The organism is Qipengyuania citrea (assembly GCF_009828015.1).
Classification (GTDB): Bacteria; Pseudomonadota; Alphaproteobacteria; order Sphingomonadales; family Sphingomonadaceae; genus Qipengyuania; species Qipengyuania citrea.
This window is the reverse complement of sequence record NZ_WTYG01000004.1, coordinates 225,321-250,795: the sequence shown is the minus strand read 5'-3', so window position 1 is coordinate 250,795 and position 25,475 is coordinate 225,321. Positions and strand designations below refer to the sequence as shown.

16 protein-coding genes are annotated in these 25,475 nt (G+C 64.2%); 10 read left to right on the top strand and 6 right to left on the bottom strand.

The window, feature by feature from the left end; genetic code table 11:
• Window positions 1-58: 58 nt before the first annotated feature.
• The 4 genes from GRI55_RS13190 to GRI55_RS13175 all read left to right on the top strand — a co-directional run bounded on the left by GRI55_RS13190 (window position 59) and on the right by GRI55_RS13175 (window position 3,701).
• Window positions 59-1,513, top strand: coding sequence for a cytochrome ubiquinol oxidase subunit I (locus GRI55_RS13190; protein ID WP_160767479.1), 1,455 nt, complete (start codon window positions 59-61; stop codon window positions 1,511-1,513).
• A complete protein-coding gene (gene cydB, locus GRI55_RS13185; protein WP_050599667.1) occupies window positions 1,503-2,510 on the top strand; it encodes a cytochrome d ubiquinol oxidase subunit II in 1,008 nt (335 codons plus the stop codon). Before GRI55_RS13190 ends, cydB begins: the two co-directional genes overlap by 11 nt.
• Window positions 2,510-2,632 carry a DUF2474 domain-containing protein gene (locus GRI55_RS13180; protein WP_160767478.1) on the top strand — a complete coding sequence of 41 codons (123 nt, stop codon included), beginning with the start codon at window positions 2,510-2,512 and terminating at the stop codon, window positions 2,630-2,632. Before cydB ends, GRI55_RS13180 begins: the two co-directional genes overlap by 1 nt.
• A 400-nt stretch (window positions 2,633-3,032) precedes the next feature.
• A complete protein-coding gene (locus GRI55_RS13175; RefSeq protein ID WP_160767477.1) occupies window positions 3,033-3,701 on the top strand; it encodes a response regulator transcription factor in 669 nt (222 codons plus the stop codon).
• Between the two features lie 6 nt (window positions 3,702-3,707).
• Here GRI55_RS13175 and GRI55_RS13170 read toward each other — a convergent pair whose 3' ends face one another.
• From GRI55_RS13170 to GRI55_RS13155, 4 genes are all read right to left on the bottom strand, one after another.
• Entirely contained in the window at window positions 3,708-6,365 is a 2,658-nt protein-coding gene (locus GRI55_RS13170; protein WP_237452551.1) for a hybrid sensor histidine kinase/response regulator, read from the bottom strand.
• Between the two features lie 118 nt (window positions 6,366-6,483).
• Entirely contained in the window at window positions 6,484-10,296 is a 3,813-nt protein-coding gene (locus GRI55_RS13165; protein WP_160767475.1) for a GMC oxidoreductase, read from the bottom strand.
• Complete coding sequence (locus GRI55_RS13160; RefSeq protein ID WP_160767474.1) at window positions 10,293-11,729, bottom strand: metallophosphoesterase; 1,437 nt, start codon at window positions 11,727-11,729, stop codon at window positions 10,293-10,295. The genes GRI55_RS13165 and GRI55_RS13160 overlap by 4 nt, the downstream gene beginning before the upstream one ends.
• Entirely contained in the window at window positions 11,726-12,976 is a 1,251-nt protein-coding gene (locus tag GRI55_RS13155) for a serine hydrolase domain-containing protein (protein WP_160767473.1), read from the bottom strand. The genes GRI55_RS13160 and GRI55_RS13155 overlap by 4 nt, the downstream gene beginning before the upstream one ends.
• A 173-nt stretch (window positions 12,977-13,149) precedes the next feature.
• On the opposite strand from GRI55_RS13155, the gene GRI55_RS13150 reads away from it, so the two are divergent.
• Window positions 13,150-16,716 (top strand): hydantoinase B/oxoprolinase family protein, encoded by a 3,567-nt coding sequence (locus tag GRI55_RS13150; RefSeq protein ID WP_160767472.1) that lies wholly within the window; start codon window positions 13,150-13,152, stop codon window positions 16,714-16,716.
• A 9-nt stretch (window positions 16,717-16,725) separates the two neighbouring features.
• Here GRI55_RS13150 and GRI55_RS13145 read toward each other — a convergent pair whose 3' ends face one another.
• The gene (locus GRI55_RS13145; RefSeq protein WP_160767471.1) at window positions 16,726-18,147 is read right to left on the bottom strand and encodes an aldehyde dehydrogenase family protein; all 1,422 of its coding nucleotides are present in this window, start codon (window positions 18,145-18,147) and stop codon (window positions 16,726-16,728) included.
• 125 nt (window positions 18,148-18,272) lie between these two features.
• On the opposite strand from GRI55_RS13145, the gene GRI55_RS13140 reads away from it, so the two are divergent.
• A complete protein-coding gene (locus tag GRI55_RS13140) occupies window positions 18,273-19,409 on the top strand; it encodes an acyl-CoA dehydrogenase family protein (protein ID WP_050599675.1) in 1,137 nt (378 codons plus the stop codon).
• Window positions 19,406-20,137: an acyl-CoA dehydrogenase family protein gene (locus GRI55_RS13135; RefSeq protein ID WP_160767470.1), complete on the top strand. Its 732-nt coding sequence runs from the start codon at window positions 19,406-19,408 to the stop codon at window positions 20,135-20,137. Before GRI55_RS13140 ends, GRI55_RS13135 begins: the two co-directional genes overlap by 4 nt.
• Here GRI55_RS13135 and GRI55_RS13130 read toward each other — a convergent pair.
• Window positions 20,134-21,132, bottom strand: a complete 999-nt coding sequence (locus GRI55_RS13130) for a helix-turn-helix transcriptional regulator (RefSeq protein WP_160767469.1) — start codon at window positions 21,130-21,132, stop codon at window positions 20,134-20,136. The genes GRI55_RS13135 and GRI55_RS13130 overlap by 4 nt on opposite strands.
• A gap of 54 nt (window positions 21,133-21,186) precedes the next feature.
• On the opposite strand from GRI55_RS13130, the gene cysD reads away from it, so the two are divergent.
• The 3 genes from cysD to GRI55_RS13115 all read left to right on the top strand — a co-directional run bounded on the left by cysD (window position 21,187) and on the right by GRI55_RS13115 (window position 25,472).
• On the top strand, window positions 21,187-22,137 hold the full coding sequence (gene cysD, locus GRI55_RS13125; protein ID WP_307020241.1) for a sulfate adenylyltransferase subunit CysD: 951 nt from the start codon (window positions 21,187-21,189) through the stop codon (window positions 22,135-22,137).
• The gene (gene cysN, locus GRI55_RS13120) at window positions 22,137-24,056 is read left to right on the top strand and encodes a sulfate adenylyltransferase subunit CysN (protein WP_160767467.1); all 1,920 of its coding nucleotides are present in this window, start codon (window positions 22,137-22,139) and stop codon (window positions 24,054-24,056) included. Before cysD ends, cysN begins: the two co-directional genes overlap by 1 nt.
• Window positions 24,057-24,272: 216 nt before the next feature.
• On the top strand, window positions 24,273-25,472 hold the full coding sequence (locus GRI55_RS13115) for an acyl-CoA dehydrogenase family protein (RefSeq protein WP_050599679.1): 1,200 nt from the start codon (window positions 24,273-24,275) through the stop codon (window positions 25,470-25,472).
• The last annotated feature ends 3 nt before the right edge of the window (window positions 25,473-25,475 follow it).

The following is a 25,475-nucleotide window of genomic DNA, read 5'->3' as shown; positions in this document are numbered from 1 at the left end:
TCGGACGGGCCCCGAGCCCCCCGCTCCGCTAGACAGGCAGAGAGATAGGGAAAAAGTCATGTTCGAAGGCGTCGACGCACTTCTACTCGCCCGGATCCAGTTCGCCTTTACGGTGAGCTTCCACTTCATCTTTCCGGCATTCTCGATCGGGCTCGCCAGCTTTCTCGCAGTGCTCGAAGGCCTGTGGCTCAAGACCGGCAAGCAGCTATATCTCGACCTGTTCAAATACTGGCTGAAGATCTTTGCCATCGCCTTCGCCATGGGCGTCGTCTCGGGCATCGTGATGAGCTACCAGTTCGGCACCAACTGGTCGGTCTTCTCCGACATTGCCGGCCCCGTCATCGGCCCGCTGATGGCCTATGAGGTCCTGACCGCCTTCTTCCTCGAGGCCGGGTTCCTCGGCGTCATGCTGTTCGGCATGAACCGCGTCGGAAAGAAGCTCCATTTCGCCGCCACGCTGATGGTCGCGGTGGGGACCTTCGTGTCCGCTTTCTGGATCCTGTCGGTCAACAGCTGGATGCAGACGCCGGTGGGGTACGAGATCGGCGCCAACGGACAATATCTGCCGGGTGACAGCTGGCTCGAGATCATCTTCAATCCCAGCTTCCCCTATCGCCTGGTCCACACGGTGACTGCCGCCTATCTCACGACTGCCTTCGTCGTCGGCGGGGTCGGCGCTTGGCACCTGCTGCGCGACCGCACCAACCTGCACGCGCGAAAGATGTTCTCCATGGCAATGTGGATGGCGGCAATCGTCGCGCCGATCCAGATCGTCGCCGGCGACATGCACGGCATCAACACGCTCGAGCACCAGCCGCAGAAGGTGATGGCAATGGAAGGCCATTACCAGAGCCACCCCGACGGGGCGCCGCTGATCCTGTTCGGCATTCCCGACAGCGAGGAGAAACGCGTCAAATATGCACTCGAAATCCCGAAGTTGTCCTCCCTGATACTCAAACACGACCTTGATGCCCCGCTCGCCGGGCTCGACACCATTCCCGACGACGAGGAACCGCCGGTCGGCATCGTGTTCTGGTCGTTCCGCATCATGGTCGGCATCGGCTTCGCCATGCTCGGGCTGGGTCTGTGGAGCCTCGCCGCACGGTTCCGGCGCAAGCTCTACGACTGGCAATGGCTGCACCGTGCGGCGCTGGTCATGGCGCCCAGCGGCTTTGTCGCAGTGCTGGCCGGCTGGATCACGACCGAGGTCGGTCGCCAGCCCTATGTGATCTACAATCTCCTGCGCACGGCCGATGCAGCCAGCCCGCTCGATGCGCCCGCGGTCGGCGCATCGCTGGTGGCCTTCGTCCTGGTCTATTTCGCGGTCTTCGGCGCGGGTGTGTGGTATATCCTCCACCTGATGCGCAAATCGCCCCATCTCGGCGAGAAGGGCGTCAAGCGCGGCGATACGGGCCCCATCCGTACCGCCGGCATTACCCCGGGGCCGTCGCAGAACCCGGGCGACCCCAGCACCCTGCCGCGCAATCAGGAGGAGGCGACCGATGGCCGTTAATTTCGACCTCACCGTGATCTGGGCGTTCATCATCGCCTTTGCGGTCTTCGCCTATGTCGTGATGGACGGGTTCGATTTGGGCATCGGCATCCTCTTCCCGACCTTCGAAGTCGGGCCCGAACGCGACCGCGCGATGAATTCGATCGCCCCGGTCTGGGATGGCAACGAAACCTGGCTCGTGCTGGGCGGCGGCGGGCTTTTCGCTGCTTTCCCGCTGGCCTACGCGGTGATCCTGCCCGCCACCTATCCGCTGATCATCGCCATGTTGCTGGGGCTGGTCTTTCGCGGAGTCGCCTTTGAATACCGCTGGCGCGACCCTGGCCATCGGCGGCTGTGGGATGCCGCCTTTACCGGCGGAAGCCTTGTCGCGGCGATGGCGCAAGGGATGACGCTGGGCGCGTTGCTGCAGGGGATCGAGGTGGTCGACCGCGCCTATGCGGGCAGCTGGTTCGACTGGCTGACGCCCTATACGCTGCTGACCGGGCTCGGCACGGTGGCGGGCTATGCCCTGCTCGGCGCAACCTGGCTGGTATGGAAGCTCGACGGGCCTGGCCAGCACCACGCGCGGCAGATGGGCAAGCGCGCGGCATGGGCCACCCTCGCGCTGATGGGCGGGGTCAGCCTCTACAACGTCTTCCTCAACCCCGAATATGCCGATCGCTGGCTGACGGCGCCGGAGATATACCTCGCTGCGCCCGTGCCCATCCTGACCGGAGTTATCGCCATCGCCCTGCTGCGTTCGCTGTCGGTCGAGCGCCACAGCAAGCCCTTTTGGCTCAGCCTGGCGCTGTTCTTCTTCGGCATGGCGGGGCTCGGCTTCACCATGTGGCCCTATGTCGTCCCGCCCGGCGTCACCATCTGGGATGCCGCGGCACCCGAACGCAGCCAGATCTTCATGCTGGTGGGCGTTGCCATCACCATGCCGCTGATCATCGCCTATACCGCCTGGGCCTATTGGGTCTTTCGCGGCAAGGTGGGCGACGAAGGCTACCATTGATGGGGCAGCCCGAAGATCCCCCGCTGTGGCAGCGGCTGGGATGGATGGCAGCAATCTGGCTCGCCAGCGTCGCAGTGCTGGGAACGGTAGCCTTCCTTATCAGGACCTGGCTCAAGTCCTGATAGGGCGCCCTTAAAGCTACGCGAGCGCACTTCGCGAAGGACCCAAGTAACGGTCCTGAGAATTTTTCTGGGCGTTCCGACCATGTCGATCTCTGCCGTCGCCGCCTTCACCGACGACAAATGAAGCGTTCAAGCAAGCCTAGCTGCACGAACAGTCGCCCCCCCGATCTCGCTGGGTAGAATGCAGCCGCGCCCCATCCTAGGCCCCGTCCGATAGCATCTTGTTTATGCGCCGCAAATTTGCGTTCCGACGATGTTAATGATAATTCGGCTAACCCCCACATCCATTGTCGGGGCGCGCCGATTGCTCGAGGGCGGGGTAAGAGCAGGTTCCGGCCGGAAAGGGGTTGTATTGTGCGCCTCGATGCGCCGATACGACCGAGCAGGGGTGGAGGAACTATTGACTGCTGATCCGCAGGACACGAACGACAATAACGACGCTAAACACCGCATCGCGATCGTCGATGACGAATCCGGTGTGCGCCAGACGCTGGTGCGCGGGCTCGAACGGTTCGGCTATGTTTGCCGTCCCTTTCGCAGCGGCGTGGATTTCCTCGACAGCCTCGAATTCGAGATTCCAGATTGCGTAGTCCTCGACATGCGGATGCCCGAACTCGACGGGCTGGGAGTACTGGGCAAGATCCCGGCCGAAGCGCAAGCAATACCCGTCATCATGCTCACCTCGCATGGCGAAGTGAGCCTAGCCGTCGAAGCCATGAAATGCGGCGCGGTCGATTTCGTAGAGAAGCCGGTGTCGATCAAGAGCTTCGCAGACAAGATCGCAGGGCATATCGAACGATCGGTGGAACTGCGGCGGCAGGTTGCGGAAGTGGAAGCGTGCAAATCGCTGATTGCACGGCTGACATCGCGCGAAAGCGAAATCGCGAGCCAGATCGTGCATGGCAGCAGCAACAAGGAAATCGCCCGCGCGCTCGATATCAGCCCGCGAACCGTCGAAGTTCACCGTGCGAATATCTTCAAGAAGCTGGAGGTCCGCAACGCGGTGGAATTCGCTCTGACCTTCGAAAGGGCGAAGTTCGCCGCCCGGCCCGCATCCGTCAACTGCTGAGCGCGGTCAGCTTCGCTCCATCTGCGCCAGCGCACCCGCCAGGTCACGGCGGGTGAACGGTTTGGGCAGCCAAGCGGTATCGCTCCAATCGAGCGCCTCGCGCAGCGATGCCTCGCTCGCATAGCCTGAAATGACCAGCACCTTGAGGCCGGGTAAGCGGCGCTGCGCCTCGCGCGTGAGTTCGATACCGTCCATCCCGCCGGGCATGACGACATCGGTGCACATCAGCCCGATTTCCGCATGCTGCTCCAGTATCTCAAGCGCCTCGGAGCCATCGGACGCGCTCAGCACCGAATATCCTTCGGCGTTCAGGATCCATTCCACGTAGTCGCGCACCTGCGTATCGTCCTCGACCAGCAGGATGGTCGCATTTTCCCCGTCTATCCTCGGACTTGCGTCGTTTGAGCGTGGGACGGGCCGACCACCGGCTGCCTGCGGAAGAAAGATGCTGACCGTCGTCCCCTTGCCCGGGCTGCTTTCCACCAGCGCGTGGCCGCCGGATTGCTTGGCAAAGCCATAGACCATGCTGAGCCCCAGCCCCGTTCCATCGCCGATCGGCTTGGTGGTGAAGAAGGGTTCGAAAACGCGCGGCGCGATCTCCGGCTCGATCCCGGCACCGGTATCGACCATCGCTATCCGGATGTAGTCGCCAGCCTCCAGCACGGAATCGAGCAGGCCGGCCTCGACCCGGTACGGGCGCGCTTCCAGCGAGAGCGAACCGCCCCGCGGCATTGCGTCGCGGGCATTGAGCGCCAGATTGACCAGCGCATTGTCGAGCTGGCTGGGATCGACCTCGGCATAGAGCGTTTGGCCTTCGACATCGACCGTCAGTTCCACCTGGTCGGGCAGTGCGTGGCGGATCAGGCGGGCTGCCTGCGCCATCTGTTCGGCAATATCGATCCGTTGCGGGGCCAGCGGCTGCTGCCGCGCGAAGGACAGCAGGCGGCTGGTAAGTTCGGCTCCGTTGCGCGCCGCCGAGTGGATCAGTTCGAGCCGTTCGCGGTCCGACGGGCTCGCGAGATCTTCGGCCAGCGTCTCCGCATTGCCCATGATGATCATCAGCATGTTGTTGAAGTCGTGGGCCACCCCACCGGTAAGCTGCCCCAGAGCCTCGAGCGACTGGTTCTCGCGCAGGATGTCCTCCAGCCGCCGGCTTTCGGTGATATCGCGCACCGCCCCGACAACGCGGATTGCCGTGCCGTCTTTCGACCGGATGATCGCCGCCCGATCCTCGACCAGGAGGTGTGACCCGTCCGCGCGCTCGATCCGGTATTCGGCGCGCCAGCGATCCGCCTTGCCTTCGATCGCCTCGCAGAAGGAAGCGATCACCTCCCGTCGGTCTTCGGGCAGGATGGTGTTGTGCCACACGCCGCCCGAATAGGGGGCCAGCGACGGATCGAGCCCGAGCCGCTCCACCCCTTCGCTGGCGCGCCACAACAGGTCGGTGCGCGGGTCGAGTTCCCACAGCATGTCACTCGACAGTTCGGCCACGATCCGCAGCCGCTCTTCCGAGGTTTCCAGCCGCTGTTCCTTGCGCCGCAGCTCGGTCAGATCCCGGATCGCCCCGACGATACGCACCGGTTTTTCGTCATTGTAATGGATCATGAATTCCGCATGCGCGATCCCGACGCCGCCCCGCGGCCGGGCAAAGCGGAATTCCCCTTCGAGCCGTTCGCTGCCCTGCTCGAACGCCTCGAGCAGCTGGCCATGCGTAGTCTCGCGCTCGGCCTCGAGGACGAACTGCGCGACATTGTCCAAATTCATTTCGGCCGGGGGCTGCGTTCCGAAAATCCGTTCGAAATTCTGGTTGGTCCAGAGCGCGCCGGTGACGAGGTTCCAGTCGAAGATCATGCTCTTCGCGGCGCGCGATGCCAGTTCGAACCGCTCGCGGTCGCGCTGGGCTGCGAACTGCTGTTCGCGCGCATGGGTGATATCGGTCACGCTGGATACGATGACCGTGACTTCGCCAGCGTCGTTGCAGATCGGAAAGGCGCTGCAGGACAGCCACCGCACATCTTTCAGCCCGTCCTGTGTAAGAGCGACGATCAGGCCGCGCTTGAATTCGCCCGTCGCCGCCACCTGCCGCGCCGGGTAATCCTCCTTCGCCAGCGTCGTCCCGTCCTCGAGCATGAGCGTAAGCTCCTCGAATTCGCCCAGTGCGGCATCTTCATCGTGCGAAAGACCCAACAGGCGGCAAGCCTGCAGGTTGATCATCTCCACATCCCCTTCGGGCGAGTGGACCACGATACCCGCCTGGATCTTCTGGAAGATCAGGCGAAACTGCTGCTCGAGCTCTTCATTGCGAAGCTGGCGGGCCTTGCTCTCGGTGACGTCACGCGTGATCCCGACATAGCCGATCAGTTCACCATCGTCGCCGAACTGCGGCGTGATCGACATGCTGTTCCAGAACGCATCGCCATTCTTGCGATAGTTGAGGACGTCGCCATCGAATTGCGTACGCGCATCGAGCGCCTGCCGGATCCGCCACTTGGTCTCGGCCGCAGTCTCGGGCCCCTGCAGGAACCGGCACGTCCGCCCGAGCACCTCGCTCTCGTCATAGCCGGTAATCTCGCAGAAATAGCGATTGGCGTAAGTGATCTTCTCTGCGGGATCGGTGAACACAACCCCGTGCCCGATCGCCTCGAGAATTTCTCGGCGAAACATCTTGTCCAACTGCCGAACCTCCACGACGCGAAAAATTGCGTAGCGCAGCCAAGTGCTCCAATACCAGCCCTCGGCGCGCGCCAGCGGGCGTTATCCGCTGCACTGCAAAAGCGAGCGATTACGCCTGGTGGCGGTCCGCCGCATGCCGCGCCCGGCCGTCCAGCCATTCGAGCTGTTCGAGGATCACCGGCGTGACATCGCGATGCGCGCTATGCCCTATGAACAAGTCCATATGGCCGTAATCGGGCACGATGCGCTGCTGGTACAGCTCGCGGTCGTTGCGATCCTGCAGCCAGACCCGAGTGCGCTGCCCGCTTTCGGGATAGAACAGCTTGTTGGTCGCGCCCGACAGGAAGCTGATTGGCAACGCCAGCCGCCGCGCCGTATCCTCCGTTGTGTAGATCGCATCTCCCGCCGCATCGACGGCCAGCCCCTGCCGCATGATGTCCTGCAGGTGTTCGAACGGCTTGAGCGCAACACGGCTGAACATGCTGCCCAGCGCCAGATGCGTATCGTGGCCCAGTTGCGCATGATCCCAGCTCGGACCGAACACCCCGAATACCCTGCGGCATACCGGGTTCTTGCAGGCCTGCCCTTCGGGCACCGGGATCTGGTAGGCGATAGCATCGATTTCATTGTCCTCTTCGGTGCCCCGCCCGACGAAATCGAGATGGCCATCGAGCATCGACACCTGTTCCAGCGCGCCGACGAGGCCGAGATCGGCCTTCATGTAGTTGAGCCAGTCGGTTACCGGATGCAGCGTCAGCTGCGAGGCGATCATCGACCGCACGCCCGACACCCAGCCCGCGCCGATACCCATCAGGAGGCTCATCGAACCGACGCAATGCGCGATCGCCTGGACGCTGTCGGCGCCCGTGACAGCGCGGATCTTGTGGATCGCCGCAGGCCAGTCATGCCGCGCAATGTCGTCGATCGTGAACTCGGGCGGGTCCTCGGTATCATTGCCCGAATCCGCGCTCGCGCGGTAATCGAACAGCCACACATCATAGCCCTGGGCGACGAGGCTTTCGGTGAGGTTTTCCTCGACCGTAGGTGTCGCGAAGCTGGAGGCGCGCACCGACAGTCCCGGCGCCAGTACCAGCGGCCCGCGCGGGCCGCCGCGATAGCGGGTCAGGCCGATGTTGATGCCATCGGCAGTCGGGACGACATGGCGTTCGGGAGGGGGTAGCCGCAAGGCGCGCGCGACCAGGCCGGCCGCGTCCTTAGCGGGGAAATCGTTGAGCGTTGCCAGCATCCCGCCATAGGCGCGGAACGTAGTCATCGCGAAGAAGCCCGCATATTTGGCGACGAAATAGGTTTCGATCGCTTTGCGCGCCTGCGGGATCAGGTTCACCACGTGACCGATCAGGCTATTGCTGTCGTGCACTTCGATCGTCGTCAGCTGGCGCATGAATTCATCGATGCCCAGCTTCAGCACGCCGCGCCCGATCAGTTCGCCGGTCGCATCCTCGCCTGTGCGCAGCGTCACGAACAAAGTGGTCAGATCGGTCCACGGGTCGGACTTGCCGCGCTGCGCAAGCGTCTTGAAGCCATGGAAATGAACGGGGCCTTCAGGTCCTTCGAGGACCATGTCGTAAAGCATCGTCCAGCTTTCCGCCCGTTCGGGATCGGCGACCAGCAGCCGGAAGGTTCCTTCGCGAACGGGCAGCGGATCGGGCGATAGCGCGCTGACCGTCACCGCGCCGGTGATCCGCGAGCGATGGTCCTTCTCCTCGAGCATGCGATGGAGGTTGTCTGTGGTCACCGTCAGGCGGAAATCGCACGCGCTGCCCTCGCTGCGTCCCCAGGCTTCGCCATTGGCATAATCGTCGCGGATCCGTTCGACATGGCCGCACGGACGGTGATGGCATCCGGTGGCGCTGATGTGGCCTGCCATGGTTTCGGTGAACGACAGCCCCGGGCTCATCGCACGGGGATGGTCGATCACCAGCTGGCGGATCGCTGCCTTGCCTTCATCGATCGCCCCGGTCCTGAAATGCCGTGCGGCTTTCTCGACGGCTTGCGCCACAGCCTCGATTGCATGGCCGGGCACCCACTTGGCGATGTCGAGCCGCATGCCATGGCCGGTCGTAGCCGCCGCGGGTTCGGGTGCTGGGTCGGCTTGCGGCTTTTCTGCGGCTTGCTCCACTGGCGCCGGCAAGGGCGCTTCCTGGCCCAGCGTGTAATCGATCTGCCAGCCCTGTCGCCGGGCCAGTTTTTCGATCGCACGTTCGGCCACTGCGGTGATCGTCAGCAACGGATTGACGCCCACCGCCCCGGGCAGCGCCGCCCCGTCGCAAACGTAGAGTCCTTCGTGTACCTCGGCTCCGCTCGTCCCGGCGAACACGCGGCAGGTATCGTCGACCACGCCATGCGCGGCATCGTCACCCATCCCGCAGCCACCGATTGGATGGACGGTGATCAGCTTCTTGCCGAACGGATCGCTCCACAGGGGATCGGAGAAATATTGCGCATCGATTGCGCGCGCGGCTTCGGCCATACGGTCGTCGTCGCGCCGGAAACTGCGCTGTTCGCCGGCCTGCGCCCAATGGATCGCAAGCCGGTCGTCTTCGAGTGCGAGCTGCCCACCCGAATCGTCGACGCTCATCACCAGATAGGTCTGCGTACGCGCCATGGGCCCCTTGTATGCCCATTGCGCGATGCTTCCCGGATCGGTCTGGACCGCCTCGCCCATTGCCTTGGCATCGAGCAGGCGCGGCTTGATCTGGTCCATGCCGAACCGCGTGAACCCATCGGCCAGTGCCTCTCCGAAGAAGAAGGCAGGCGCGAGCGCGGTGGCGATGATCCCCGGGGCGACACCTTCCTGGATAACCAGCCCGTCGGTGACATCCTCGGTCGCGCGCATGTCGATCACGCCGGTAATGCAGGGCCCCGGATAGGCATCCTTCGCGATATCCGAAGCGCCAACGCCAATCGCATAGAGGGGCTGCGCAGTCAGCGTATCGCCCTGCTTTTCAGCCTTCAGGTAACTGTCATAGGCGAAGCCCAGCGCATCGCCATTGCCCGAGAAATTCGCCCCCAGCCGGTCGGACAGCGGCAGTCCCTTCTCGCGCGAGCGGAGCAGGATCTCCGTCGACCCCAGCGCGCCCGCGCCAAGGATGACATGGTCGGCCGTGATGCTGCCCGGGCCCTGAGCAGCCCCTTCGCCATTGGGCTCGATATGGACGCGCCAGCGCGGTCCGTCGCGTTCGATCCACAGGACCTTGACCTGCGTGAAGATGTCCGCCCCGTGGTTCGCGGCATCGGGCAGGTAGTTCATCAGCGTCGTGTTCTTCGCCCCGACATTGCAACCAGAAACGCAGTCGCCGCAATTCGTGCAGGCCGGCTGCGGAACGCCGAACTTGTTGATCTTGTTCTCGAAAGTGACGTTGATCGGGGTCTTGTAGAAACGCTGCCCCATCGCCTTGGCCGAATGTTCGAGCGCTTCGAGCTTGCCCAGTACGGGATGGCTGTCGGGATAGGGGTTGGGCGCCAGCATTTCGCGCGCCCGTTCGAAAAAACCGTCGATCTCGCTGCGGTTGTCACGAAAGGCTGCGGGCCAATGCGCCTGGTCGAGCAGCCGCTTGTCGAGCTCGAGCGCGACATTGGCGTTGATGAGCGATGTGCCGCCCAGCCCGCAGCCGACCAGAGCATATTGATCGTCGTTTACATGCAGTTCGAACAGGGCGTCGGGTTCACCCATCCGCCCGCCCTTCGCGTTGATCTGCATCGCACCCTGCGCATCGGCGAGCTTGTTCGGATATTCACCCGGCAGGCGTTCGCGGCCGCGCTCGAGCACTGCGACCTGCTGGCCGGCACGGGCCAGCCGCGAAGCCGCAACACCCGCACCGTAGCCGGAGCCGACGACGAGAACTGTATAATGCGATAGCGCCTGGTCGAGAGGCTTTGCGATGCGTTTCTGGGTAGTCATTCTGCTGCCTCCCGCACGGCGTGGTTCGATTGGTCGAGCATGTCGCGGACCCGCCGGTCGGCTTCCGCGACGATGCGCCCGTGTACTTCGCTGGAGAATGCGGCCCATTCGTCGGCTGCGTCCGCCACCGCTTCACTCGCGTCATCGACAAGCCGCGACACGCGCCCGCTGCCTTCGACGCGAACCGGCGCCATCGTGCCGTCGGTCGGGTCGTTGAAGAGCCGCAGCGAGGCGACCTCGAGCTCGTCGGAAATCAGCATGGCGGCACAGCCCTGCACCGGCATCAGCGTCGGTTCGTCGAGTACCCAGCCGCCGGTGTTGAAGACACCGACCGGGGTGGCGTAGCCATCGACCATCAATTCGTCCTGGAACGGCTTGTGCGTGTGTCCGAACACGAACTGCAATTCGCGGGGCAGCTCGCCAAGTTCCTCGCGCAGCTGGGCAGCCATGGGTTGCCCGAGATACCAGCCAATGTCGCCGATCTCGGCTTCGCCAAGTACGTGGCCATAGCCTTCGCGCTGGCGTTCGGCGGCGCGTCCCGCGGTCAGATCGACCCCGGCGCGGATGAGATTGTCGAGCGTGATTCCGTATTTCAGCTGCATTTGCGGATTGATGCCCAGCTTCGCGTTCAACCCGCCGGTCAGCCGCCGCGCGATGCTTTCGGCGAAATCGTGGCTGGCGCCGGCGCTTAGCATGGTCTGGTAGAGCGAACCGGTCTGCCCGCCGACTTCGCCTGCGCTGCCCAGATCCGACCACAGGAAATCGATCCACGAACCGTTCTCCGCCTCGAGCTGGTGCATCGTTGCCGGGCGTGCGGGCGTCTGTTCGAGAAAGCCGCGCATGTTCGACAGCGCGCGATACATGCCGTCGAGATAATGTCCGTGATGCATGACCACCGCCCGCTTGCGATCGGCATCGGCCAGGCCCCAGTTGGGATAGGCGATCCGCACCGAAGCGCCGGCCAGGTGCGGACGCTGCGCGATCAGCGATTCCATCAGCCGACAGCTGTGCGTCGGCTGTCCGATGATCGGGGTGATGTGTTCGAGATCGCCCGGGATCTGCCCGTCCTGCAGCTGCTTCACGAAGCGGTGGTCCTGCGCCATGCGCCACAAGTGATGATCGTGATTGCCCGCGATATAGACGATGTCCCGGCGGTAGATTTCCTGCCCGTTTTCCGGGTAAAACGCATCGATCAGCTGGAGGAACGCCTTCGACACATCGCCGAAGGGCGACAGTCCCAAGTCAAGCGCATCGCCCAACAGCACGAGCTGGGGCTTTTCCCGATCCCCCAGCGTCGCACGCAGACCCGCAGCGAAGGCCGCCAGCACGGGGGACGGTTCGCGGGCGATTTCCCCGCCGCCGAGCACATGGGTAAGCAGGCTGTCGCGGGCCCCCAGATGGAGGTCCGACAGAACGATCTGGGCAATAGTCATGAGCGGTTCTCCAGGCAGGCATAAAAGGCGTCGCGGACGATTTTCTCGCGCGGGTCGTCCCATTTTCCGGTGCCGAGCTGGTTGGTTATCCAGGCGTAGGCGACTTCGTCCTCGGGATCGGCGTAGGCCAGCGAACCGCCCACTGCGAAGCTGCCGAAGGCGTTCCGGCTGCGGGCGTATTCCCAATCCGCGAATGGTTTCTCGAAGCCGTGCGAATAATACATGTCGAGCGCGAGGATCCGGTCCTTGAGGCCCTTGCGCGGATAGCGATGGCCCGAGGAAACCTTGTTCATCACCGCGCGGGTGATCCCGAGGCGCTCCCCGCCCTCGGCAAAGACCTGGTAGAGTGCGGCCAGCCCGCGTGCAGAGGCCATCCCCCCGGCGGCCCCCTGCCCGGCCCGCCAGAAAGCCTCGCAATCGAGCGCCCCCGGCCCCTGCAGCAGCAAGGGGTTGTTGAGCGTTCGGAACGCCAGCGTGCCGGGAAGGCACATCCTGATCGTCAGCGGCCAGGGCATGGTGGTGTGGTGCAGGAACAGGTCGGGCACGCCGAAGCCAGCGATCCGGGCGATGCGGCTGCGATCGAAGCTTTCGTCCAGCCCGATGAAGACGTCGATCCCCAGCGGGGCGGCGATTTCCTCGGCGAAGAACCGGCCCAGGCTGCGGCGCTGCGGATCGCGGCGGCGGATCAGCTCGCTGGCGATCCAGCCCAGCGTATAGGCATGGTTGCCCGCATAGTCTCCGGGTGTCCAATTGGGCTTCTGCCGCGCGATGGCAGCGCAGATGGCGTCCTCGTCACCCATGGTATCGAGCGTGAGCTTGAAATCGATAGCCGCGAGCCCCGCCTGTTCTGACAGCGCTTCGCCGACTGTCACCGCGCCCTTGCCCTGCGCGGCGAATTCGGGCCAGATATCGGCGACCGGCTCTTCATAGGCGAACAGGCCGCGCGAGACGGCGACTGCCGCAGCCATTCCGGTCACCCCCTTGGTGAGCGAATAGACCAGCGCGATATCGTCACCCTGCCAGGCCATTTGGCGCGATCGATCCTGCCACCCGCCCTGCAAGTCGACCACCGTTTCGCCGCGGTGGATGATGGTGCAGGCAGCGCCCAGTGCCGCGCCCGACCGGATGGTCGCTGCAAAAGCATGTGCTACCGGCTCGAAGCCCGCGGCCACATGACCGCGTGCCCAATCGTCGTCATTGAACCGGTTCGGTTCGGCCGATCTCGGCAAAAGTGCCTGCTGCGACATTCTAGCTCCCCGTCTTTTTCCGGCGAACCCCCGCTCGCCTCGCGAATATAGCTAATGTTAAATAGTTAATTCCCGGTTCGGGGGATTACGCAGATGCGGGATCCGATGGTCCCGGCAGCGTCGCGGGTCGCGGCGTTTGAAATGCCTCGTCGGTGCGTGCAAAGCCCTGGGCCATGAATGCCAAGGCAAATCCGGGCGCATGGCGCTTCGCAGTCGATCGCGGCGGGACCTTTACCGATGTCGTCGCCGTGACTCCCGTAGGACGGCTGGTCACCGACAAGCTGCTGTCGGAGAGCCCCGGCCATTACGACGATGCCGCGAGCGAAGCCGTGCGGCGGCTGATGGACCGTCACGGGGAGGGCCCGATCGCCGAACTGCGGATCGGTACGACCGTAGCCACCAATGCGCTGCTCGAACGTAAGGGCGAGCGGTTGGCCCTAGCGATTACGAGAGGCTTCGGCGATGCGCTGCGGATCGGCAACCAGGCGCGCCCCGAGATATTCGCACGGCATATCCTGCTGCCCGAACAATTGCCCGCACGTGTCATAGAGATCGACGAGCGGGTCGGTGCCGACGGCACGGTTTTGACCCCGCTCGATAAAGCAGCGGCACGCGCTCATTTCGCTGCGCTGAAGGCCGACGGGTTCGATGCGCTGGCCATCGTCCTGATGCACGGCTGGCACTACCGAGCACATGAGGAACGCCTCGCCGAGATCGCGCGCGAGGAAGGCTTCTCCCAGGTCAGCGTCAGCCACGAGGTCGCCCCGCTGATCCGCTTGGTTCCGCGCGGCGACACCACGGTGGTCGATGCCTATCTCTCGCCTGTTCTGAGGCGCTATACCGATGCCTTGCAGGCAGGCCTGCCGCAGACCGACAGCCTGCGCTTCATGCAGTCTAACGGCGGGCTGGCCGAAGTGGGCGCCTTCCGCGGGAAGGACGCTATCCTCTCAGGCCCGGCCGGCGGTGTGGTCGGGATGGTCGCGGCGAGCGAGCCGCTGGGCCATCGCAAGCTCATCGGGTTCGACATGGGCGGGACCAGCACCGATGTCACCCACTACGCGGGCGAATACGAGCTTACTGCCGACAGCGTAGTAGCCGGAGTGCGGATCGCCGCACCGATGATGCAGATCCACACGGTGGCCGCAGGCGGCGGCTCGATCTGCCGGTATGATGGTGGGCGCTTCCGCGTCGGCCCGGAAAGCGCAGGCGCAGATCCGGGCCCGGCTTGCTATCGCAAGGACGGCCCGTTGACGGTGACCGACTGCAACCTCTTTCTCGGCCGGATCGATCCAGCGTTTTTCCCGAGCGTCTTCGGCCCAGATGGCGACCAGCCGCTCGATCCAGCCGCGGCGCGCGCGCGGCTGGAAGACATCGCCGCTGGCCTGCCCGAAAGCCGTTCGCTCGAGGACATTGCCGAAGGCTTCCTGGCCATCGCGGTCGACAACATGGCGAATGCAATCCGCAAGATCAGCGTCGCGCGCGGGCATGACGTCACCACTTATGCGCTCGCCTGTTTTGGCGGAGCGGGCGGACAGCATGCCTGCCGTGTGGCCGATGCACTGGGCATGGGCACAGTGCTGGTCCATCCGCTGGCGGGGATCCTGTCCGCCTATGGCATCGGACTTGCGCCGGTAAAGGCGATCCGCGAGGTCAGCCTCGTGCGTCCGCTGACCGAAGACTTCACCGCCGAACTCGGCGCGCTCGAGGCGGATAGCCGCGCCGCCCTTGCCGAACAGGGCATCGCGCCTGACCAGATCGTTCTCGAACGCCGCGCCCGGCTGCGGTTTGCCGGCAGCGACAGCGTGCTCACGCTCGACTGCGAAGATCGCGCGGATATGGACGCCGCTTTCCGCACGCTCCACCGCCAGCGTTTCGGCTATTCGGACGCCTCCGCCCCGATCATCGTCGAAGCGCTCAGCGTCGAAGCCAGCGGCACTTCGGGCGGGCTTGGCGAAGCGGTTGCCGAACCGGTATCATCGGGCACGGCTGCCACGGGCGGTTGGGAGACCATCGACCGCGCCGCAATGGTTTGCGGCGAACCGGTCGCGGGGCCCGTACTGGTCATCGATCCGGCCTCGACCACGGTGGTCGAACCCGGCTGGCAGGCGGAGCGGGCGGTCGAGGGTAGCCTGATCCTGAAGCGCAACGAACCTTTGGCGCGCAGCAGTGCGGCGGGGACCCTCGCCGATCCCGTCCGGCTGGAGATCTACAACAATCTGTTCATGGCCATTGCCGAGGAAATGGGCGTCGTGCTGCAATCCACCGCCACCTCGGTCAACATCAAGGAGCGCCTCGATTTTTCCTGCGCGCTGTTCGATGCGGCCGGCGAACTGATCGCCAATGCCCCGCATATCCCGGTGCATCTGGGCAGCATGGGCGACAGCATTGCGCGCGTGATCGAGGCCCGCGGCGAAGCCCGTGACGGTCGCGGGTTCAGGCGCGGCGATGCCTACATGCTCAACGATCCCTATCGCGGCGGCACCCATTTGCCCGATATCACCGTGATCGTCCCGGTATTCTATGGCGAGGACAGCCGCGAACCCGATGCGTTCGTGGCCGCGCGTGGACATCATTCGGACGTCGGCGGGATCGCGCCCGGATCGATGCCCCCCGAGAGCCGGACGATCGAACAGGAAGGCGTGTTGATCGACAATATGTTGCTGGTCGATGAAGGCCGCTTCTGTGAAAGCGACGTGCGCGAGCTGGTGGCATCAGCCCGCTATCCGGCGCGCAATCCCGATCGCAACATTTCCGATCTGCGCGCGCAGTTGGCAGCGTGCACCCGGGGGATGGAACTGCTCCAGGCGGCAGCGCGCGACGAGAGCGCAGAGGTCGTCTCCGCCTATATGGATCACGTGCTCGCCAATGCAGAGGAAAGCGTGCGCGGTCTGCTGTCCCGACTGGGCGATGGCGAGTTTGCCTACCCGATGGACAATGGTGCGGTGGTCAAGGTCGCGATCCGGATCGATCATGCCAGCCGCTCGGCCGTGTTCGACTTCACCGGCACCAGCGACCAGCTGCCCGATAATTTCAACGCTCCCAAATCGATCACCCGGGCAGCCGCTCTCTATGTCGTTCGCACGCTGGTCGACGATGCCATCCCGATGAACGACGGGTGCCTGCGGCCGGTCAAACTGGTGATCCCAGAAGGATCGATGCTCAACCCCCGCCCCGGCGCCGCGGTGGTGGCGGGCAATGTCGAGACCAGCCAGGTCGTGACCGATACGCTGTTTGCGGCAACCGGCCGCCTGGCGCCCAGCCAGGGGACGATGAACAACTTCACTTTCGGCGACGGAACCGACCAGTATTACGAGACGATCTGCGGCGGTTCGGGCGCGGGGCCGGACCACGATGGCACCAGCGCGGTGCAGACGCATATGACCAATTCGCGCCTGACCGATCCCGAAATCCTCGAGACCCGCCTACCCGTGCGGGTCGATGCTTTCGCGATCCGCGCGGGGTCGGGGGGTGATGGCGAATTTCGCGGCGGCGACGGGGTGGAGCGGCGGATCACCTTCCTCGAACCGATGCACGCCAACATGCTCGCCAACCGGCGGGCGATCGCGCCGCGCGGCATTGCCGGCGGGGGTGATGCCGCGCCGGGCCGCAACTGGGTCGAGCGCGCGGACGGGTCGCGCGAGGATCTGGGCGCTACCGCCAGTGCCGAGATGCAGCCGGGCGATACCTTCGTGGTGCTGACCCCGGGCGGCGGCGGATTCGGCCCGCCCCGCCCGGAGTAAGCATATCGATCAGACGGCGGCGTCGCGCTTGACCGTGATCACCTGCGGATAGGTAAACTCCTTCAGCCCATCGATGCCGTATTCGGCGCCGAAGCCCGACTGCTTGTGCCCGCCGAAGGGCGCGAAGGGCGACAGCTGCATGAACTCGTTGATCCAGACGGTCCCGGTTTCGAGCTGTTCGGCGATTTCGACGCCCTTGTCGGTATCCTTGGTCCAGACCGCACCGGCCAGACCGTATTCCGAATTGTTCGCGCGCTCGATCACTTCGTCGACGCTGGCGAACTTCATCAGCGGCATGACCGGGCCGAACTGTTCCTCGGCCACGATGCGCGCATCCTCGGGCGGATTGTCGAGGATGGTGATCGGCACATAGTAGCCGGTGCCGGAAGGATCCTTGTCGCCGCCGGTGAGGAACTTGTAGCCATTGTCCTTGGCGTCCTGGATCAGGTCGAGCACGCGCTCGTACTGTTTCTTGTTCTGGATCGGCCCGACGCCCGTGCCCTGCTGCGAACCGTCACCGACGACCACGGTCTTGGCGTAGTCCGCGATCGCCTTCGACAGGTCGTCGTAGATATCCTCGTGGATGTAGATCCGCTTGGCCGCGATGCAGACCTGGCCAGCGTTGGAGAAGCTCGACCAGAACAGCTGTTCGGCGACCTTTTCGACATCCGCATCGGGCAGCACGATCGAGGCGTCGTTGCCGCCCAGTTCCAGCGTGATGCGCTTGAGGTCGCCCGAGGCGCCTTCCATGATCTTCTTGCCCGTAGCGGTCGAACCGGTGAAGGTAATCTTGTCGATATCGGGATGCTCGGTGATCAGCGGACCGAGCGTGTCTTCGCCGGTGATGATGTTCACCGTACCCGCGGGCACGACATCCTTGATCAGTTCGGCCACCCGCAGCGTGGTGAGCGGCGTGAAGGGCGACGGTTTGAGCACGATGGTGCAGCCCGCGACCAGCGCCGGGACGATCTTCTGGATCGCCATCATGATCGGGAAGTTCCACGGCACGATGCCGCCGACCACGCCCACCGGCACGCGCCGCGTGCGCGACAGGCGGGTATCGTCGTCCTGGTTGATCACATCGTCAAGCGTGAGCGTCGACTGGGCGGCGGCGAGGCCCGCCGCGCCGTAGATTTCCTGCTGTGCCTGCGCATGCGGCTTGCCCTGCTCGCTGGTCAGCAAGCGGTAGAGCTCGTCGGCATTCTCCTTGATCGCAGCGGCGATCCCCTGGACGACCTGCTGCCGTTCTTCGGCGGTGGTCTTCTTCCACTGGGTGAAGGCGCGGCGTGCAGCTGCAACGGCGCTGTCGAGTTCTTCCTTGCCGCAGGACGGCACACGGCCGACGACCTGCTCGGTGGCGGGGTTGAGCACCTCCAGCCATTGGCCGTTATCGACCATCTTGCCGTCGATCAGGTTCTTGTAGTCGGTCATGTCTCTCTCCTCGCGCAAATCTGGGATTCGTCCCTTGGCATCACACTGTCGAAATTCGTTGCTCGATGCAACGGGTCTTGCGGTGCGGCGCCAAATTGGAGAGAGAGGCGCCGAAGAGGAGAGCAATGCAGACCTTCGTTACCGAAGCCGTCGATTGGCCCGGGACCGCGCCGGACCTGCGCGAACAGGTGCGCGCGCTGGTGGCCGCGCATGGCGAGCGCGACCCGGTCCGCCGTGCGAATTGCTGGACCAAGGCAAACCCGCAGTTCAGCAAAAAGCTGGGCGAGGCCGGGCTGCTCGGCATGACCTGGCCCAAGGAATACGGCGGGCATGAACGCAGCCAGCTCGAACGCTATGTCGTGATCGAGGAATTGCTTGCTGCGGGCGCGCCGGTCGGCGCACACTGGATTGCCGACCGGCAAAGCGGGCCATTGCTGTTGCGGCTTGGAAACGAGGAACTGAAGCGCCGCTGGGTGCCAGAGATCGCGCGCGGCGAAGCCTTCGCCTGCATCGGTTTGAGCGAACCGGGGTCGGGTTCGGACCTCGCCTCGGTCCGCACCACGGCACGGCGCGATGGCTCGGATTGGGTGATCGACGGGCAGAAGGTCTGGACCAGCGGCGCGCATGTCAGCCATTTCATGATCGCCCTGGTACGCAGCGAAGCGGGCAGCGAACGCCAGCAGGGCCTGTCGCAATTCGTCATCCCGATGGATACGCCCGGTGTGACGGTGAAACCGATCACCGACCTCACCGGCGCGCATGAGTTCAACGAGGTGTTCTTCGACGCCGTCCGCCTGCCAGCGCATGCGTTGCTGGGCGAAGAGGGTGCCGGCTGGAAGCAAGCGACTGCCGAGCTCTCGCTCGAACGGTCGGGACCCGAACGCTATCTGTCGTCGATGGTGCTGTTCCTCGAACTCGTGCGCCATGCGGAAACTGCGCAGGATCCCGCGCTGGCCGAACTGGTCGGCAGGCTGGCCGCGGAAGCCTGGACCCTGCGGCTGATGAGCGCATCGGTCGCTGCCAAGCTGGCGCGCGGCGAAGACCCGGCGCTGGAGGCGACCATGGTCAAGGACCTCGGCAATTCCTACGAACAGGCGATCCCGCAGCTGGTGCAGGCCGCGGTCGATTGGGAACGCATCGATGCACAGGTCGTGCAGGCAGTCTGCTTCTACCTGCTGCAGGTCAGCCCGAGCTTCTCGCTGCGCGGGGGAACACGCGAAATCGTCAAGGGCATCATCGCCCGGGGGCTGGGACTACGATGAGCGACACCAGGCGCATGCTGGCCGAAATGGCCGATCCGCTATTTGCCGAACTGGGCGCGGATGCCACGATGGACCGTGACGGGGCCAGGCTCGAACAATTGGGCCTGCCCGCGCTGCTGATGCCCGAAGCCGATGGCGGTTTCGGCGGTGACTGGATGGACGCGCTGACCGTCTTCCGCCTCGCCGGCTACCACGCCTTGGCCATCGACCTGCCCGCTATGATCGTTGCCAAGACGGCCGGGGAAGGCACCGAAGCGCACTTCGCCCTGATGGCGTTCGCGCGCACGGCGCAGATCGCCGGCGCGCTCGATGCGGCGCTCGCGCTGTCGGTCGGCTATGTCAACGAGCGGCAACAGTTCGGCCGGCCGCTCGGCAAGTTCCAGGCCGTGCAGCAGTCGCTCGCCGGATTCGCCTGCGAGGCGGCTGCCGCGAATTGCGCGGCCGTCGGTGCGGCACAGGCGCTTGAGCGCGGGGATGCCGGGTTCGAAATTGCCGCAGCGAAACTGCGCGCCAACCGCGCGGTGGAGGTGGGCACGACGGTCGCTCATCAGGTCCATGGCGCGATCGGCTTCACGCACGAATACGGCCTTCATCCGCTGACGCGGCGGCTGTGGCAATGGCGGTCCGAATACGGGAACGACGCCTACTGGAGCAAGCGTCTGGGCACAATGGTGGTCGATGCGGGAGCCGACTCGTTCTGGCCCGGGCTGACCGCGCGAACCGACTAGGCCAGCGCAAGCACGCCGGTCAGGATGTTGCGCACCAGATCGACTTGCCCGCGCGCGCCCGTCTTGGCGTAGATTTTCTTTGAGTAATAGCGCGCGGTTTCCACGGTCAGACCGTGCGCCTGCGCCGCCTCGGAGATCGAGAGCCCTTGCGCCAACGACCAGGCGAGCCGCGCTTCGGCGGGGGTCAGATCGAACAGATCGACCAATTGTTCGTGCCGGTCGGCGCTCGATGACCGGTCGCCGCGCAGATAGACCACTGCCACCGCCTCGCTTTCGCGAGCGAGCGCATCGATCCGCATCGGTGCCACCAGGATATCGATCCACGGATCCTGTGCCAGGTTGATGGCACGCGGTCGGTGGCGGCGGTCCCGCGCCATCGCTTTCGCCAGCGCGGTGAGTTGGCGATCGATCACGGGAGAAGATGGGACCAACCGGTCATACGGCCCCCGGCGCAGCACGCCCGAGCGTTCGAGCAAGCGCTCTGCCTGCGCATCCATATCGACGATGCGGCAACGCTGGTCCAGGGCGATCCAGCCGAAATTCATCCGCCGGAACGCCTCCGCACTGACCGAAGCGCGGTTGCGCTCGCGCGCGATCGAAGCGACGACCTGGAGCGCCACGCGCACATGCGGGACGAGCGCCGATAGCAGGCTGGCGACTTCGGCCCCCGGCGCGTTGTCCGCGAGCACGCACAGGGTGAGGTCGATGTCCGCTCCGCTCACGCGGACGGCGCGCAGGCCATCCTCGCGACCGTCCAGATCGCCACCCGAATAGATACGCGCCTCGCGCATTGCGGCAGTAACAGCCTCAATCGGGGCCCCGTCGCCCAAGGCGATATCGCCCCCCTCACCCGCGCTCGCCAGCCGGATCGCCGCACCCCGCGCGCCGCAGACGCGCCGCAACTGGCGCAGGAATGTCTGCCACATGGGTTGCTCGAAAACGCCCGAATGGAGCGGCACGAGCAGGTCGGTCTCGCCGAGATTGGGAATCCGCATGCAAGCTTTTCTATCACCTCCCATTTGGGAGGTCTATCCTGACGATCCGCTCCTATCTCTGGGGCAAGTGTTACGGAGCCCCACATGACCGAACCCCAGACCCTGACCCACCTCCAGCGGCTCGAGGCCGAGAGCATCCACATCATGCGCGAGGTCGCTGCCGAGGCAGACAGGCCGGTGATGCTCTATTCGATCGGCAAGGACAGCGCCGTCATGCTGCACCTCGCCAAGAAGGCCTTCTATCCCTCGCCACCGCCCTTCCCCTTGATGCATGTCGACACGACCTGGAAGTTCCAGGACATGTACAAGCTGCGCGAGAAGGCGGCGCGGGGCGCCGGGATGGACCTGATCGTCTATCAGAATCCCGAGGCCGAGGAACGCGGGATCAATCCCTTCGATCACGGCCCGCTGCATACCGACATGTGGAAGACCGAGGGGCTCAAGCAGGCGCTCGACAAGCACGGGTTCGATGCCGCCTTCGGCGGTGCGCGGCGCGACGAGGAAAAGAGCCGCGCGAAAGAACGCATCTTCTCCTTCCGCACCGCGACGCATGGCTGGGACCCGAAAAACCAGCGCCCCGAGCTGTGGAACATCTACAATGCGCGCAAGAAGAAAGGCGAGAGCATTCGCGTCTTCCCGCTGTCCAACTGGACCGAGCTCGACATCTGGCAGTACATCATGGCCGAGAACATCGAGATCGTGCCGCTCTATTTCAGCGCCAAACGCCCGACCTACGAGCATGAAGGCGGGCTGTTCATGGCCGACGACCTCGAACGGCTCGAGAAGGTGATGGGCTACCGGCCCGAAGTCACCGAACGCTCGATCCGCTTCCGCACGCTGGGCTGCTTCCCGCTGACCGGCGCGGTCGAGAGCGAGGCAGCCACCTTGCAGGAAGTGGTGCAGGAAATGCTGCTCACCACCACCAGCGAACGGCAGGGCCGCGTGATCGACAAGGACGCGGGCGACGCGTCGATGGAGAAGAAAAAGCAGGAGGGTTATTTCTGATGACCGATCCCATCTACAAAACCGACGCGCTGATCGCGGACGATATCGAGGCCTATCTCGATCAGCACCAAAACAAGTCGATGCTGCGCTTCATCACCTGCGGCAGCGTGGATGATGGCAAATCGACGCTGATCGGCCGCCTGCTCTACGATTCGAAGATGATCTTCGAGGACCAGCTCGCCGCGCTCGAGAACGACAGCAAACGCGTGGGCACGCAGGGGCAGGAGATCGACTTCGCCTTGCTCGTTGACGGGCTCGCCGCCGAGCGCGAACAGGGTATCACGATCGACGTCGCCTATCGCTTTTTCGCGACCGAGAAACGCAAGTTCATCGTCGCCGACTGCCCGGGACATGAGCAATATACGCGCAACATGGTGACGGGCGCCTCGACCGCCGATTGCGCGGTTATCCTGATCGATGCGCGCAAGGGCGTGCTGGTCCAGACCAGGCGTCACAGCTTCCTGTGTCACCAGCTCGGCATCAAGAACCTCGTGCTGGCCGTCAACAAGATGGACCTGATCGACTACGATCAGGAAAAGTTCGAAGCGATCGTGGCCGATTACCGGAAATTCGCCGACAGCATCGGAGTTGAGGATTTCACGGCCATTCCCATGTCCGGCCTTGCCGGCGACAACATCACCACCCGATCCGGCAACACGCGCTGGTACGATGGTCCCGTCCTGATCGACCACCTCGAGACCATCGAGGTCAGCAGCACCGCCAGTCAGGCCAAGCCGTTCCGCATGTCGGTGCAATGGGTCAATCGCCCCAATCTCGATTTTCGCGGCTTCTCCGGCCTGATCGCCAGCGGCACGGTCAAACCCGGCGACGAACTGCGTTCGCTGCCCTCGGGGAAGACCAGCACGGTCAAGTCGATCGTCACCATGGATGGCGACCTGGACCAAGCGGTTGCCGGCCAGTCGGTCACCATCACGCTGGCCGACGAGATCGATTGTTCGCGCGGCGATGTTCTGGCCGCAGCCGACAGTCCGCCCGAAGTCGCCGACCAGTTCGAGACGACCATCGTGTGGATGGACGACGAACCACTGGTCGTCGGGCGTGCCTACTGGCTCAAGCTAGGCGCACAGATGGTCAGCGTGACCGTGGCGGAACCCAAATACGAGATCGACGTCAACAATCCGTCAGGCTCGGGGTCGCACCTCGCCTCGCAGACACTTCACCTCAATCAGATCGGCGTGTGCGAGATCACCACCGACCGGCGGATCGTGTTCGATTCCTATGCCGACAACCGTGCGCTGGGCGGGTTCATCCTGATCGACAAGATCACCCATCGCACGGTCGGCGCAGGCATGTTGCATTTCAGCCTGCGGCGCAGCCAGAACGTCCATTGGCAACCGACCGACATCACCCGTGATCATCACGCAGCAATGAAGAACCAGACGCCGCGCGTGCTGTGGTTCACCGGTCTGTCGGGCTCGGGCAAGTCGACCATCGCCAACGAAGTCGAAAAGAAGTTGGCGCTGATGAACCGCCACACCTTCCTGCTCGATGGCGACAATGTCCGCCACGGCCTCAACAAGGATCTCGGTTTCACGGAAAGCGACCGGATCGAGAACATCCGCCGCATCGGCGAGGTCGCCAAGCTGATGACCGATGCGGGGCTGATCGTCCTCACCGCCTTCATCAGTCCGTTCCGCGCGGATCGCCAGCTGGTCCGCGACATGATCGACGCGGGCGAGTTCGTCGAAATCCACGTCGATACGCCGCTGGAAGTGGCCGAGGCGCGCGACGTGAAGGGTCTCTACAAGAAGGCGCGCGCAGGCAAGCTCAAGAACTTCACCGGGATCGACAGCCCATATGAGCCTCCTGAAGACCCGGAGATCCGGGTCAACACGGTCGAAATGACCCCCGAGGAAGCCGCGGATTACATCATCGGCCGCATCCTGCCGCTCAAGTGACCATACGGCCGGGGCCCGGCGCGAAGCTGGCCCCGGCCGCCGTGATCGAGCGGGCGAAAGCGTAGATTGCACGCGCTTCAGATAGGATTTGTCGAGCTTGCACTTGTCAAAGGCGCCGCGCTTCGCGAAGACCTTCACCTAGCCGAATGGTCCGACCCGGTAGAAACTGGACGGGGAATTCCGAGCCTTAGCGGATGGAAACCGGAGCTTGAGCATATGAACCTCGAATTCACCCCTGAAGAGCAGGCCTTCCGCGACGAAGTGCGCGCCTTCATCGAAGAAAATTACCCCAAGCACCTTGGCGACGTGGGCCTGCGCGAAGACCTCTCGCGCGAGGATTTTCTCGCTTGGCACAAGGTCCTCGGCGAAAAGGGCTGGTCGGTTCCTGCCTGGCCGGTCGAGTATGGCGGCACGGGCTGGACGCCTACCCAGCGATACATCTGGTCCGAGGAGAACGCGCGGGTCAATGCGATCATGCCGCTGCCGTTCGGCGTCTCCATGGTCGGGCCGGTGATCTACACCTTCGGCAGCGAAGAGCAGAAGGCGCGGCACCTCCCGGGCATCCGCAGCGGCGAAGTATGGTGGTGCCAGGGTTATTCCGAACCCGGCGCGGGTTCCGACCTTGCCTCGCTCAAGACCACGGCGGTGCGCGACGGCGATCATTACGTCATCAATGGCCAGAAGACCTGGACCACGCTGGCGCAATATGCCGACTGGGGCTTCTTCCTCTGCCGCACCGATCCGGACGCCGCCAAGCCGCAGGAAGGCATCAGCTTCATCCTCGTGGACATGAAGTCGCCAGGTGTCGAGGTGAAGCCGATCAAGCTGCTCGACGGCGGTTACGAGGTCAACGAAACCTGGCTGACCGATGTCCGCGTCCCGGTCGAAAACCTCGTGGGTGAAGAGAACAAGGGCTGGACCTATGCCAAGTTCCTGCTCGCTCACGAACGCAGCGGGATCGCCGGTGTGGCCCGCTCGAAGCGCGGCGTCGAAAAGCTACGCGAAATTGCCGCCAACGAAACGCTCGATGGCGAACCGCTGATCGACGATCTGGATTTCGCCCGCAAGGTGAGCCAGCTCGAGATCGACCTCGCCGCGCTCGAGATCACCGAACTGCGCACGCTTGCAGGCGAGCAGGCCGGCAAGGGTCCGGGACCGGAAAGCTCGATCCTCAAGATCAAGGGCACTGAAATCCAGCAGCGCCTGACCGAACTCACGCTCGAAGCGGTCGGCAGCTACTCGGCCCCCTATTACGGCAGTATCGCCAACGACACGGGATCGAACGAATACCCGATCGGCCCCGACTACGCTCACGATTCGGCGGCGACCTATTTCAACATGCGCAAGACATCGATCTATGGCGGATCGAACGAGATCCAGCGCAACATCATTACGAAAATGATCCTCGGGCTCTGAGAG

Coding starts and splice junctions, on each gene's coding strand:
- GRI55_RS13145 (WP_160767471.1), bottom strand. CDS start 18,147: ATGACCGACTACAAGAACCTGATCGACGGCAAGATGGTCGATAACGGC.
- GRI55_RS13170 (WP_237452551.1), bottom strand. CDS start 6,365: ATGTTTCGCCGAGAAATTCTCGAGGCGATCGGGCACGGGGTTGTGTTC.
- GRI55_RS13180 (WP_160767478.1), top strand. CDS start 2,510: ATGGGGCAGCCCGAAGATCCCCCGCTGTGGCAGCGGCTGGGATGGATG.
- GRI55_RS13155 (WP_160767473.1), bottom strand. CDS start 12,976: ATGTCGCAGCAGGCACTTTTGCCGAGATCGGCCGAACCGAACCGGTTC.
- GRI55_RS13165 (WP_160767475.1), bottom strand. CDS start 10,296: ATGACTACCCAGAAACGCATCGCAAAGCCTCTCGACCAGGCGCTATCG.
- GRI55_RS13130 (WP_160767469.1), bottom strand. CDS start 21,132: ATGCGGATTCCCAATCTCGGCGAGACCGACCTGCTCGTGCCGCTCCAT.
- GRI55_RS13160 (WP_160767474.1), bottom strand. CDS start 11,729: ATGACTATTGCCCAGATCGTTCTGTCGGACCTCCATCTGGGGGCCCGC.
- GRI55_RS13140 (WP_050599675.1), top strand. CDS start 18,273: ATGCAGACCTTCGTTACCGAAGCCGTCGATTGGCCCGGGACCGCGCCG.
- GRI55_RS13150 (WP_160767472.1), top strand. CDS start 13,150: ATGAATGCCAAGGCAAATCCGGGCGCATGGCGCTTCGCAGTCGATCGC.
- GRI55_RS13190 (WP_160767479.1), top strand. CDS start 59: ATGTTCGAAGGCGTCGACGCACTTCTACTCGCCCGGATCCAGTTCGCC.
- cysN (WP_160767467.1), top strand. CDS start 22,137: ATGACCGATCCCATCTACAAAACCGACGCGCTGATCGCGGACGATATC.
- GRI55_RS13135 (WP_160767470.1), top strand. CDS start 19,406: ATGAGCGACACCAGGCGCATGCTGGCCGAAATGGCCGATCCGCTATTT.
- GRI55_RS13115 (WP_050599679.1), top strand. CDS start 24,273: ATGAACCTCGAATTCACCCCTGAAGAGCAGGCCTTCCGCGACGAAGTG.
- cydB (WP_050599667.1), top strand. CDS start 1,503: ATGGCCGTTAATTTCGACCTCACCGTGATCTGGGCGTTCATCATCGCC.